The organism is Duncaniella sp. C9, from assembly GCF_004803935.1.
In the GTDB taxonomy this organism is placed as follows: domain Bacteria; phylum Bacteroidota; class Bacteroidia; order Bacteroidales; family Muribaculaceae; genus Duncaniella; species Duncaniella muris.
This window is the reverse complement of sequence record NZ_CP039547.1, coordinates 143,658-155,814: the sequence shown is the minus strand read 5'-3', so window position 1 is coordinate 155,814 and position 12,157 is coordinate 143,658. Positions and strand designations below refer to the sequence as shown.

Genomic DNA, 12,157 nt, shown 5'->3' with positions numbered 1-12,157 from the left:
CTTACTTTTCAATGATGTTCTTAAGGGCCCCAAGAACTTCGGAGGGGTCCATGACTATGCCGCCCATGCGGCCGAAATGGTGGATCGGGACACGGTCTTCGAGGCTCAGACGCACGTCTTCGATCATCTGTCCGGCGTTGAGTTCGACCACAAGGATTGATTTCACTTTTTTGCTGAGGCGTTTCACCTCGTCGTAGGGGAAAGGCCAGAGAGTGATTGGGCGGAGGATTCCGACTTTCAGTCCTTCGGCGCGGGCGTCTTCCATAGCTTTCTGGCAGATGCGGGCCACAGAGCCGAATGCCACTATCAGATAGTCGCAGTCTTCAGTGTCGTGTTCCTCGAAGCGGACCTCATTTTGTGCTATTCTGCGGTAGGTGTCCTGCAGGCGGAGATTGTTTTTCTCCATAGCCACCGGATCGAGTTCGAGGGTGGTCATGACGTTGGGCTTGCGCATTCCGCTTCGGCCTGTCACGGCCCAGGGACACTGGCGGGCTATCTCTTCATCGGTGCGGCGCGGGCGTTGCGGGGGAAGAACTACTTTCTCCATCATCTGACCGACTACTCCGTCGGCAAGCATCATGACGGGATTTCTGTATTTGAAAGCCAGGTCGAAACCGAGAGCTACGAAATCAGCCATCTCCTGCACTGAAGCCGGGGCGAGGACTATCAGATGGTAGTCGCCGTGGCCGCCTCCTTTTGTGGCCTGGAAATAGTCGGCCTGCGAGGGCTGGATTGTGCCGAGGCCGGGGCCTCCGCGCATACAGTTGATGATGAGGGCCGGAAGTTCGCCGGCGGCTATGTAGGAAATGCCTTCCTGCTTGAGGCTGACACCGGGGCTCGACGAGGAGGTCATGCAGGCCTTGCCTGTGGCGGCGCCTCCGTAGACCATATTGATGGCGGCTACTTCGCTTTCAGCCTGAAGCACCACCATGCCGGTGGTTTCCCAGGGCATCAGCTCTTCGAGAGTCTCAAGTATTTCGCTCTGAGGGGTGATAGGGTAGCCGAAATAGCCGTCCACTCCGTAGCGGATGGCTGCATGGGCCACTGCCTCATTGCCTTTCATTAGTCTGACTTCATCTTCCATATTGCGGAGCACTATTTTTTTCAGTGCCGTTTTTTTGTTTTGTTTTGAATGGATGGGGTGAGTTTTAAACAACCTCTTATTTCTCTACCACGCGGTAGACGGTTATGCAGCCGTCAGGACAGACGGTGGCACAGGCCGCGCAGCCTATACATTTTTCCGGTGCGACGTCGGCTGCGAAATGATAGCCTTTGTCGTTGACTTCATTCTGCTGCAGCGAGAGCACCTGACATGGACATGCCACAACACAGAGGTCACATCCCTTGCAGCGTTCGCGGTTGATTTCTACAGCTCCTATAACTTTAGCCATGATGTTTTAGCGGTTAGTTGGGCGGTGAGGTGCGGTATAGAATGGACCCTCATCGTTGACATACTTATTCAACACAAATTTACATATAATTCTTTTTATAGGATCCATTTTAATTAAACTTTAACCTATTGCACACCTGCGAAAATGTTGCGCAAATGAATTAAAACGGCTTATAATAAAGAATTATCATAAGCCGCAGAGTTAAATATCTTTAACAAATGTAAATTCCTGTTGGTCGAGGTTGGTGTTGGCCACATGCAGTCTGATTCCTTTGGTCTGAGGCGAGTTCCAGACTCCGGCAATGTCGAAAGACGCGAAATAAGCACGGTCATGATAGTCTGTGGGCGAGGCCATTATGTGGACCAGATAGATGTCTGGATATTCGGTGCCGATGGTGGCGGGATCAGCCGCGAGCTGAAACAGTCGCGGTTCAGGATCATAGGTGAGCCGCACGTGGAAATTCAGATGGTTTCCGGTGCGCCATACGCTGTAGAGATACACTTTGTCGCGGTTCCAATTGTCAAACTCCTCTTTCCACTCAGTGGCCACCGGGCTTTGGTTGACGCGGGCGGCGCTGAGCAGCGTGATGTTGCCTGACGTGTAGGCCTCGCCGCTTTCGGGAATATAGCGGATGATCATGCGGGTTCCGGCCGTGGTTTCTGCGGGGAGCAGAGTGGGGGAGATGAGCGTGATCAGCGGACTGTCATCCACCTGCCTGAAAGTGAAGCGGCTACGATCGCCTCCGTCGGTACTGCCTTCATAGGTGACGATATCCCACAACTGCATCTCTACCGGGCCTTTGAATCCTGTTTCGTCAGAGCATGAGCAAGTTAGCGCAAGTATAATGAGCGCTAAGGCGAGATGGCTGTATATGGGTCTGTTGTTATTGGGCACTGTCCTCAATGATGTTTCCGTCGTTCATTCTGATGACACGGTCTGAGCTCAGAGCCAGGGTGTCATCATGGGTCACGATGATAAATGTTTTGCCGGTGGCCTGCCTCAGGTCAAAGAAAAGCCGGTAGAGTTCGGCACGGTTATGGCTGTCGAGGCTGCCGGTAGGTTCGTCGGCAAGAATTACTTTAGGGTCGTTGATGAGCGCGCGGGCCACTGCGGCGCGCTGGCGTTCGCCGCCTGAAAGTTGGGCCGGACGATGGTCCAGGCGTGAGCCCAGTCCGAAGTCATTCAGCAGCTTGCGGGCATGGGCTATGGCCTCGCCGCGGGCTGTGCCGCCTATGAGTGCCGGGAGCGCGACGTTTTCTTCAAGTGTGAATTCAGGAAGAAGCTGATGGAACTGGAACACGAAGCCCATGTTGCGGTTGCGGAAGGCGGCCAGACGCGAGTCTTTGAGGCGGGTTATGTCTTCTCCGTCAAAAATGACCGATCCGCTGTCCGGGCGTTCGAGACTGCCGATTATCTGCAGCAGGGTTGTCTTTCCGGCTCCGCTCGGCCCCACTATGGTCAGCATCTCGCCGTCGGCAATCGACAGCGAGACGCTTTTGAGCACCTGCAGTTTATCGAAACTTTTGCATATGTCGTTGACCTGGATCATCTGTGTGGGGGTCGGGCGCTGATGCGGTGTGGAATAATCTCTGAAAATCAGATGGAGAGACGGCGCAGAGTGTCGAGAAGCTCGCGGTTGATGGGCTTGTCGTTTTTGATGGCCTTGGAGAAAGGAACATAGACAATCTCGTCGTTGCGGATGCCGATCATGACATTGCGCTGTTCTTCAAGAAGAGCGTCGATGGCGGCAGCGCCCATGCGCGATGCAAGGATGCGGTCACAGGCGGTTGGCGATCCGCCGCGCTGGAGGTGGCCGAGGATGGAGACTCGCACGTCATAGCCCGGATATTCGTTTTTCACACGTTCGGCCAGGCCCATCGCTCCGCCTGTCACCGGGCTTTCGGCCACGAGGACTATCGAGGAGTTTTTGCTCTTGCGGAAGCCGTTCTGTATGAGTTCGGCAAGCTGGTCGACCTCAGTGGATATTTCCGGAATGATGGCGGCTTCGGCTCCGGAGGCTATCGCGCCGTTTAGGGCGAGGAAGCCGGCGTCGCGGCCCATTACTTCGATGAAGAAGAGGCGTTCGTGGCTTGTGGCCGTGTCTCGGATCTTGTCGACACACTCCATGATGGTGTTCAGGGCTGTGTCATAACCGATTGTCGAGTCTGTGCCGTAGAGATCGTTGTCGATGGTTCCGGGGAGGCCGATGATGGGGAAGTTGAATTCGTTGGCGAAAATTCTGGCGCCGGTGAGCGATCCGTCACCGCCGATCACTACGAGAGCGTCGATTTCGTGGCGCTTGAGGTTGTCGTAGGCCAGCTGACGGCCTTCCGGGGTGGTGAATTCCTTGCAGCGGGCGGTTTTGAGAATGGTGCCGCCTGCCTGGATGATATTTGAGACGTTCTGAGTGTGGAACTCCTGGATCTCATCGGTGATGAGTCCGCGGTAGCCACGGTATATACCTTTGACCTTGAGACCTCCGTAGATGGCCGAGCGGGTTACGGCGCGGATTGCGGCGTTCATACCTGGGGCGTCACCTCCGGAGGTGAGAATGCCTACACATTTGATTTCTGCCATAACAGTTGAATCCGTATTAAAATTAATTTACCTTAGAAGTATTCTGAAGCGAAGTTTTTGAAATTTAAACAAACTTTTATTAAGAAAGTTATTTTTCCGAAAGCTGCTTCCTGATGCAAAGGTAGGGTTTAAATGCGAGAATAGTTCTGTCTGAAAGGTAAAAAAATGTCAAGGGAGTATCTTGGCAGAAATTACCTTCACATCTTCCAGCGGGCGGTCATAGCCGTCAGTCTCAACCTTTTGGATTTTGTCGACGGTGTCCATGCCCGAAATGACGCGGCCGAACACTGTGTAGGCGCCGTCGAGATGCGGTGTGCCGCCTTCACGCATATAAAGGTCGCGCTGTTCGGGGGTGAAGTAGGTCGAGTCATTGGCGGTGAGCCGTTCGGTCTCCACTGCCAGCTGCTCGCGCAGAGCTTCCAGTCCGGCCTGGTCGCGGTTGCGGCGCATGGCCATGATGCTGTCGCGGTGCTGCATCGAGAGGCTGTCAAACACTTCCTGTTTGTGGCGCATCACGGCTTTGTGTTCCATCTGGTCAAGCTGGGCGGGCGAGAATTTCTTGCCGGTGACAATGTAGAATTGTGAGCCTGATGATTTGCGCTCAGGGTTTGTGGCATCGCCTTCGCGGGCAGCGGCAAGCGCTCCGCGGTGGTGGAAGTGCTTGGGGAAGTCGATCTCTGCGTCAATTCTGTATGATGGGTCGCCGGCTCCGAGATGTTTGCCTTTCGGTGCATCTTTTGAGGTCGGGTCGCCCCCCTGGATCATGAAACTGTCAATGACGCGGTGGAACAGGAGGCCGTCATAGAAGCCTTCGTTGACGAGTTTGACGAAGTTTGCGGTGTGGAGAGGCGTGTCGCCGTAAAGCAGGAGGGTGATGTCGCCCATAGTTGTATGGAGCATTACTTTGACATCGCCCGGATTGGCCTGGAGATCGTTCATTTCTGTGTTCGGATTATGTGCTCTCAGACCTATGGCGAGGGCGAGAGCTATGACTATCGGTAGAATGTATTTCATGAAATATTGCCGCCTGTCACTGCGGTTTTACTCCTGCGGCCTGGTTCAAAGATCGCGGCCTCAGGTCTGTTTTGAGGAGTGCTTTCAGATATTTTCTGTCGGGGTGATGCGCTTGTAGATGCGCCGGAAGTTGTCATCAGTCGCGTTCAGCTCTTCAGCGCGTGACTGATAGTCGGCTCCCCAGATAGAGGTTATCAGGTCAGGCAGATAGCGGCGTTCGCGGTCTTTCTCTATCGCGGTGGCTATGAGGCGGGAGATCACATCGGAGTAGTGCTTCCCGTCAATGGCATAGAGATAGCGGGCGGCTGATACAACAAACTGGCCGGTAGAATCGACGAGAATCATATTGTCGACCAACTCGTCCATGATTTCATCGCAGTGGCCTATGTGGTTGGCGATATACTCATATGTCAGGAGACCGTCCTGGTCCTGTGACAACTGTTTTTTTAAATCCTGATCCATCATGGTTGCGTAAGATGTGAAAATTTGTGCAAAAGTACTAACATTCGCTTAATTATCCAAATTGCAAATGTCTTATTGGTAAAAAGGTCTATGTTTTTGCTCTAAACGGACAAATTTGATGTGCTTTGGTGGTTGATTTGGATTAAAAGTGATAATTTTGCCGATAATTGCGGTGAGAACACCGTTTACTCGTTTTTGAAAATTTAATATGGGCAAGACTGTAAATCTGACACAGCTGAAATCGCTTGAAAAATTCGTCACTGAATTTTCGAATCTCAGTGATGACTATGTGTTCACACGTCTGACCGAGTCGAACCGCACACCGTTGCTGATATCGGATACCGGGCCGGTCAGATTTGACGGCATGTCGTGGTTTCTCTGTTTTGGCGGATGCCTTGACTTTGAAGTGAATCTGACGCCGGCTTCCCTGACCCCAAATTCAGTAGGAGTGACGCGGCCGGGGTCTTTTATCGAGGTCAAGAATATCGACTGGTCCGGCCTGGATTGCTATATGCTCTTTGTGTCAAGTGATTTTATCCGTGACATCAACTTTGATCTGAACATCCTCGGATCTTTGGCGCCTATGGGCGAGAGAGGGCTTAAGGAGAATCCGGTCATAACGATTCTGCCTGAGGAAGCCACTCTGCTGAGAGCCTATTTCGAGATACTGAACCATAACACGCACAATATTCATGATACAGACAGCACCTACGGCAAGTCAATAGCCAGGTGTGTGATAGCGGCGCTGACTTATCAGCTGATACAGATTGTCAGCCGCAGGATTCCGGCAGACTCCGGTGACCGGCCTAAGTCGAGGAGAATGACTTATGTGCACGAGTTCATACAGCTGGTGCATGAGTATCACCGCAGCGAGCGGACGGTAGCTTTCTATGCCGACAAACTTTTTATATCTCCGAAATACCTTTCGCTGATCATCAAGGAGACTCTTGGGCGTTCGGCTGCTGAAATCATTGATGACTACGTGATACTTGAAGCCAAGAATCTGCTGCGTTTCTCAGGGAAGAATATCCAGCAGGTAAGCTATGAGCTGAACTTTCCGAACCAGTCTTCTTTCGGGAAGTATTTCAAGCATCTGACCGGATTTTCTCCGTCGGAATACCAGCGTTCGGTCTGAAATGTCAGGCAGTCATTTTCGGATCTCGCTGGATAATGAGGTTGTTATCAAGCAACTTCTAATTAGTGGAATAATAAAAAATAGTGTATAAATTGAAGAAAATCGGATTGGTCATAATATCCGTGTGGCTGGCCGTGTGCAATGCCGTGGCCGCAGACCGTGGTTCGCGTCTGGTCAGCAAAGCGAAAGACACAGAGATTGATTGTCTGCAATATCTTCCGATGGTTTTCCCGGAGGCTATGAAACTCTGCGGACAGCCCTCGCGTTCCAGCTGGGGCCGCCTCGCGGTTTCGCAAGGCTTCTCGGTGATACTGATGGCCGGAACTGTCTACTCTCTGAAGCATATGGCAGGGAAGCGGCGTCCCGACCGTTCCGACTGCCGCTCCTTCCCGTCAGGCCATTCCGCCTGGGCCTTTGCTGGGGCTACGGTAATTGCCAGGGAGTTCGGCTGGCGTTCGGCATGGTATCCTGTCGGGGCTTATGCCTTTGCGGCTGGGATAGCCATAGAACGTATAGCAGTAAGACGCCACTCGGCGTTGGATGTGGCCGCAGGAGCACTTACAGGGGTGGCTATGACCGAGCTGGGCTATTTTCTCGCAGACCGCATCTATGGCGGGCGCGGACTGAGTGAGAAGTATCGGCTCAGCGTCAGTCCGGCGGCTCTGCAGGTCCCTGCGGGCTGTGCGGGTCAGGGTCGCGATGTCATTGCCGTGGCTCCGGGTGTGATATTTAGTCTGGAGTTTTGATTATTACCTAAACAATGCGTATATTTGTTATTGATATAGCGGCGTGCATAAAAGCCGTGCTATGACATAGGTTATGAAACTTACTCTTCCTCCCCGCATTTCCGGTCGGCCACTTGAAGTCGATACGTCAGAAAACCGCCAGTTGATCATCATCGGAGCCAACGGATCCGGAAAAACCCGCTTTGCCAACCGGATGATGGCAGATCTCGGTGCGGCAGCGTTCAGAATGTCAGCCCTCAAAGCGCTTTATGGCAAGGATGAGGAAGATCTGACACCCGGATCTATTGACTCGCTCTACCGCGAGGCTACAGGTGGCGGATCGACTTTCATACGCAATGACATAAAGGGCGAGTTCGACCGCATGCTCGCTCTGATGCTCAACGAGGAGATGCTGAATCTTGTGGCGTTCAAATACAGTAATTACAGACGTAATGAAGTCTCGGAGCATAAGGGTGGAAAAGGTGGCAGGGAGAGCAAAATGCCCGTCACGCGGCTTGACCGTATGGTGAGGCTCTGGCAGCGGGTTTTCCCCGGCAACAAAGTGCTGATAGAAAGCGGCAGAATGATTTTCGGCAGCGAGAGGTCGGATGACACCTACTCATCGTCCAAACTTTCGGCAGGCGAAAGAGCCGTGCTATATTATATAGGTGCCGCGATGTTCGCGCCACAGGGAGCCACGATATTCGTCGAATCGCCTGACATGCTGCTGCATCCGTCGTCGATCCGTTCGTTGTGGGACCGCATCGAGGAGATGAGGCGTGACTGCTCGTTTGTCTACATCACCCATGATCTGTCCTTTGCCTCTACCCGTGGTGACGGTGTGACCGTATGGGTCAAGAGCTGCGCTCCCTCGCTGGAGCAGTGGGACTATGATATCATGACATCGGCTGACGGACTTAACGATGAGGTGTATCTTGCCATTCTTGGAGCGCGCAAGCCGGTGCTTTTCATTGAAGGTGATGGCGTTAATTCGATAGATGCCAAGCTGTATCCGCTCATTTTCGAGGAATATACCGTGAAATCGCTCGGCGGATGCGACCGGGTGATCGAGTCGACCAGAACATTCAACAGTCTGCGGGCCTTTCATAATCTCGACGCATTCGGCATTGTGGACCGCGATCGCCGCAACGAGGCGGAAGTCAACTATCTGCGCGGGAAGAAAATCCTTGTGCCGGAAGTTGCCGAGATAGAGAATATCTTTATGCTTGAAGCCGTGATCAAGGCTGTGGCAAGACATTTCCACCGTGATCAGAACGAGGCTTTCGCGAAGGTCAAAAAGTCGATCATGCGCCTGTTTGAAACAGATCTGCGGCAGCAGGCGCTGATGCACACACGCCATCAGGTCAAAAAGACCGTGGAGCACCGTATCGACGGGCGCTTCGCCAACATCGGCAAGCTTGAAGAGCATATCAATGACCTCTGCCAGTCAATCAATCCGCGTGGCATCTACGAGGAATACTGCCGTGATTTCCGCCGCTATGTGGCGCAGGGCGATTATGCGGCAGTGCTCAAGGTCTACAACCGCAAGACCATGATTTCGGAGAGCCATGTGGCGCGGGCATGCGGTCTGCGCCGCGATGACAAAGACACATATATCAGGGCCATACTCTCGATCCTGAAAGAAAATCGAGATCCGGCTTCGACTATCCGTGAGGCCATAAGAGGCGTTTTCGGGATAGAATGACGCTTTAGGATTTCCTTTGCATATAATCACATCCTTTTAACAGATCCGGCATAAACTTATTGCGGGATCAGACCGTTATTCATGTATCAACCGTCATATTATAAGGTGGTTACAGTTTTTTATATGTATAACAAAAGGATGTAATATTATGGAATCGACGATTTACTCACGCTTCAAAGAGCTCGTCAAAAATGACCCGGATCATCCTGCAGTCATCGACGAACGCTCCTGTGTCAATTATGCAGGTCTTGACCGTTTGGTCGACAGCCTGATTTCACGTTTTCCCTCTTTCATTCCGGCGCGAGTCGGGATTGTGATGGATCACAGTGTGGAGATGATAGGGTCCATCCTTGCCGTCATAAAATCAGGCGCCGCTTTTGTGGCTGTCGAACCGGATTTTCCGCCCGAACGTCTGACCACATTTCTCATTGAGAACGGCGTGGACTTTGTGATCACGCAGGAAAAGTATGCCGGGCTTGTCAGAGACTTCACCCGTCTGATCATTACCAGCGAGATCTTCATTGATCCGGCGCTCCACCCGCTGCCTGACCGTTCGCAGGCCAACCGCCCGGCATATATAATGTACACTTCCACACCTGACGGTTTTCCGCTCGGAGTGGCCGTGGGCAACAGTCAGGTCATTCATTTCGCCGAGGCTTTCAGGCGCACATATAATATAAGCGGTGACGATATTCTGCTACAGTTCTCGGCCTGCATCATGAACATCTTTATTCAGGAGGTGTTCGGTGCGCTCCTCAACGGTGCCGCTCTTGCCATACCGTCGGCCTCTACACGCAATAATCTTGAAGCTCTTGTGAGGTTTATAGACAGTCAGTATGTCACCGTCATCAGCGGATTCCCTTATCTGATGATGGAGCTTGACAATCTGGAGGCTTTGCCGATGACAGTGCGTCTGCTCATCAGCGGAGGCGATGTGCTCCACGCCGCCTCTGTCAGTCATCTGCTCGAACAGGTGACGGTCTACAATACCTATGGGCCGGCTGAGGCCACAGTGAGTGTCACTTGCTGTTGTTGCACACCGGACAGTGTGCTTCCTGACGGATCTTTCCCTATCGGCAAGCCGATGAACGGCACAGATGTGATGATTCTCGATGATGACCTGCGGGAGGTAGCTCCGGGGGCTGAAGGTGAGATCTGTCTCATAGGTGACGGTCTGGCCGACTATTATACCGGTGACCATCGCGGCGATCTTCAACCGTTTGCCGTGATCAGCGATGGCAGGCGAGTGTTTCGCACCGGCGATATAGGCCGTCAGCTTCCCGATGGAAATTACGCTTATCTGCGCCACAAGGACAGTGAGGTCAACATACTCGGAAAGAGGGTTGTCACCGGCGAGGTGGAACGTGCCATGAAGAAGAGCGATGAAGTGGATGACTGCGTGGTGGTCCACTATGTAGATGAGCAGGGTGCGGCCTATCTTGTGGCTTATGTGGTTCCGAAGAGCCGTTCGTTCCGCCTGTCATGGGTGAAAAACCGTATGGCACAATATCTGCCGTCATATATGATTCCGGAATTCTTCGTGCTGCTTAAAGCTCTGCCTACCGATGCGGCCGGAGCAGTCAATCCCAAGGCTCTACCGGTTGTGCTCAAAGACGGCAAGGCTGTCTGACAGACCGCAGTGCCGTCGCTGAAGAGTGACGGATTGTGACAAAACAACATCGGAAGCACCTCCATGACGGAGGTGCTTCCGATGTTGTTTGTGGCATGGGCTGTGGATCACTTCTGTGATGCCGGTGCCGGATCTGCTGACTGCTGCTGACGGACGAGATTGACGGTTGTGACGTCTGTGCCTGAGGGATCGTTGAATAGACGCAGTCCGAAGTTCTGGGCTGTGACGGCAACGTGTTCGATCACGGCGCTCTGTATGGCTTCATAGGCGGTCCATTTGGTGGTGGCGGTGAAGCAGTAGATCTGAAGCGGGATGCCTTCGCCTGTAGGGTCCATCACGCGGACGAGTATCTGCTGGTCGCTGACAATTGCGGGGTTGTTGAGCAGCCACTGGCACAGATAGGCCCGGAAAAGTCCGAGGTTTGTAGAGTCGGTGCCGTTGACAACGGCTATGCCCGGATTGTAGTCGGGATGGCCGAGGTCACGGAGGTGGCTGATGTAGGCTTTGATGATAGGGTATCTGGCCGAGATGGCATCGACCATTTCAGGTGTAGTGGCCGTGATGGTGTCGGAGTCGATGATCACAGAGCGGGCTATGCGCCGGCAGCCGCTGTCAGCCATTCCGCGCCAGTTCTGGAAGGAGGTAGATATGAGTGTGTAGGGCGGGAGGGTCACAATGGTGTTGTCGAAATTCTGCACTTTGACGGCGGTCAGAGAGACGTCTGTCACAATGCCGTTGGCGATTGTGGACGGCACTACGATCCAGTCGCCTACACGCAGCATGTCGTTCTGCGAGAGTTGCAGTCCGGCCACGAGTCCGAGAATGCTGTCTTTGAACACAAGCATCAGTACCGCCGCGAAAGCTCCGAGGCCAGTGAGGAGGTTGGCCGGCGATTTGTTGACAATTATGGCCACACTGATTATCAGGGCTATGAACCATAGGATGCCGATAATGGTGTCGAGGATGCCTTTGATGGGCAGGTTTTTGCTGTTGCGGGTTTCATCGAAACGCAGCCAGACGAAAGATGTTACCGAGCAGATGGCCCGGCAGACCACAATGGTGGTGTAGACAAGCAGAATTCTGAACACGACGGTGCGCAGCAGCGAGTCTTCGGTAAATGCGAATGGCAGCAGCGGGAGCATTACCAGCGGAGGGATTATGTGGCTGCAGTGTATCAGCACTTTGTGCTGCACGAGTTCCTTGCCGAGTGTGTTGTGACGCAGCATTACGAATTTTCTTACGGCAAGGAGTATCAGAGTACGTATGATCCAGCCGAGACAGATGGCTATTCCGGCCACGATGATGATGTAGATCACTTCTTCAGCGGTTTTGTCTTTTTCCAGACCGATGAGATCCAGCAGCCTGTGGATATGGATGAGCAGCCATCCGGCCACCTGGTTTGAGGGTATAAGAGCTAACATTTTGTTGAACAGTTGATTGACGTGAATGAAAGGCCTGTGATTCACAGAGCCTCCCGGATATTTAGAGTTTATTTTTAAACAACCTCTTATCTATATG

General features: G+C 52.9%; 12 protein-coding genes. 4 read left to right on the top strand and 8 right to left on the bottom strand.

All coding sequences use genetic code 11. The features are described from left to right. Position 1 precedes the first annotated feature (1 nt). From E7745_RS00670 to E7745_RS00640, 7 genes are all read right to left on the bottom strand, one after another. A complete protein-coding gene (locus tag E7745_RS00670) occupies positions 2-1,084 on the bottom strand; it encodes a 3-methyl-2-oxobutanoate dehydrogenase subunit VorB (protein ID WP_124075684.1) in 1,083 nt (360 codons plus the stop codon). A 76-nt stretch (positions 1,085-1,160) separates the two neighbouring features. Beyond that, complete coding sequence (locus E7745_RS00665) at positions 1,161-1,391, bottom strand: 4Fe-4S binding protein (protein ID WP_107031664.1); 231 nt, start codon at positions 1,389-1,391, stop codon at positions 1,161-1,163. Between the two features lie 201 nt (positions 1,392-1,592). Continuing rightward, positions 1,593-2,285: a NigD-like C-terminal domain-containing protein gene (locus tag E7745_RS00660; protein ID WP_136408081.1), complete on the bottom strand. Its 693-nt coding sequence runs from the start codon at positions 2,283-2,285 to the stop codon at positions 1,593-1,595. Next, the gene (locus E7745_RS00655; protein ID WP_123398272.1) at positions 2,275-2,940 is read right to left on the bottom strand and encodes an ABC transporter ATP-binding protein; all 666 of its coding nucleotides are present in this window, start codon (positions 2,938-2,940) and stop codon (positions 2,275-2,277) included. Before E7745_RS00655 ends, E7745_RS00660 begins: the two co-directional genes overlap by 11 nt. Positions 2,941-2,987: 47 nt before the next feature. Then, entirely contained in the window at positions 2,988-3,968 is a 981-nt protein-coding gene (gene pfkA, locus E7745_RS00650) for a 6-phosphofructokinase (protein WP_107031661.1), read from the bottom strand. Between the two features lie 168 nt (positions 3,969-4,136). Next, the gene (locus tag E7745_RS00645; protein ID WP_123398271.1) at positions 4,137-4,982 is read right to left on the bottom strand and encodes a peptidylprolyl isomerase; all 846 of its coding nucleotides are present in this window, start codon (positions 4,980-4,982) and stop codon (positions 4,137-4,139) included. An 84-nt stretch (positions 4,983-5,066) separates the two neighbouring features. Further along, a complete protein-coding gene (locus tag E7745_RS00640; protein ID WP_124075683.1) occupies positions 5,067-5,420 on the bottom strand; it encodes a hypothetical protein in 354 nt (117 codons plus the stop codon). A gap of 232 nt (positions 5,421-5,652) precedes the next feature. Here E7745_RS00640 and E7745_RS00635 point away from each other — a divergent pair, with 232 nt between their 5' ends. The 4 genes from E7745_RS00635 (at position 5,653) to E7745_RS00620 (ending at position 10,639) form a co-directional block, all read left to right on the top strand. Next, on the top strand, positions 5,653-6,579 hold the full coding sequence (locus E7745_RS00635) for an AraC family transcriptional regulator (protein WP_123398270.1): 927 nt from the start codon (positions 5,653-5,655) through the stop codon (positions 6,577-6,579). 92 nt (positions 6,580-6,671) lie between these two features. Further along, positions 6,672-7,325: a phosphatase PAP2 family protein gene (locus E7745_RS00630; protein WP_136408080.1), complete on the top strand. Its 654-nt coding sequence runs from the start codon at positions 6,672-6,674 to the stop codon at positions 7,323-7,325. Between the two features lie 73 nt (positions 7,326-7,398). Next, positions 7,399-9,009 (top strand): DUF4435 domain-containing protein, encoded by a 1,611-nt coding sequence (locus E7745_RS00625; RefSeq protein WP_107031656.1) that lies wholly within the window; start codon positions 7,399-7,401, stop codon positions 9,007-9,009. A 148-nt stretch (positions 9,010-9,157) separates the two neighbouring features. After that, complete coding sequence (locus E7745_RS00620) at positions 9,158-10,639, top strand: AMP-binding protein (protein ID WP_136408079.1); 1,482 nt, start codon at positions 9,158-9,160, stop codon at positions 10,637-10,639. Positions 10,640-10,746: 107 nt separating this feature from the next. Here the strand turns inward: E7745_RS00620 and E7745_RS00615 are convergent, their stop codons facing one another. Next, on the bottom strand, positions 10,747-12,060 hold the full coding sequence (locus E7745_RS00615; RefSeq protein ID WP_107031654.1) for a mechanosensitive ion channel domain-containing protein: 1,314 nt from the start codon (positions 12,058-12,060) through the stop codon (positions 10,747-10,749). Positions 12,061-12,157 lie beyond the last annotated feature (97 nt).

What these genes read in the sequence shown, in the direction of transcription:
- E7745_RS00670 (WP_124075684.1), bottom strand. Translation starts at nt 1,084, where the DNA reads ATGGAAGATGAAGTCAGACTAATGAAAGGCAATGAGGCAGTGGCCCAT.
- E7745_RS00665 (WP_107031664.1), bottom strand. Translation starts at nt 1,391, where the DNA reads ATGGCTAAAGTTATAGGAGCTGTAGAAATCAACCGCGAACGCTGCAAG.
- E7745_RS00655 (WP_123398272.1), bottom strand. Translation starts at nt 2,940, where the DNA reads ATGATCCAGGTCAACGACATATGCAAAAGTTTCGATAAACTGCAGGTG.
- pfkA (WP_107031661.1), bottom strand. Translation starts at nt 3,968, where the DNA reads ATGGCAGAAATCAAATGTGTAGGCATTCTCACCTCCGGAGGTGACGCC.
- E7745_RS00645 (WP_123398271.1), bottom strand. Translation starts at nt 4,982, where the DNA reads ATGAAATACATTCTACCGATAGTCATAGCTCTCGCCCTCGCCATAGGT.
- E7745_RS00635 (WP_123398270.1), top strand. Translation starts at nt 5,653, where the DNA reads ATGGGCAAGACTGTAAATCTGACACAGCTGAAATCGCTTGAAAAATTC.
- E7745_RS00625 (WP_107031656.1), top strand. Translation starts at nt 7,399, where the DNA reads ATGAAACTTACTCTTCCTCCCCGCATTTCCGGTCGGCCACTTGAAGTC.
- E7745_RS00620 (WP_136408079.1), top strand. Translation starts at nt 9,158, where the DNA reads ATGGAATCGACGATTTACTCACGCTTCAAAGAGCTCGTCAAAAATGAC.
- E7745_RS00615 (WP_107031654.1), bottom strand. Translation starts at nt 12,060, where the DNA reads ATGTTAGCTCTTATACCCTCAAACCAGGTGGCCGGATGGCTGCTCATC.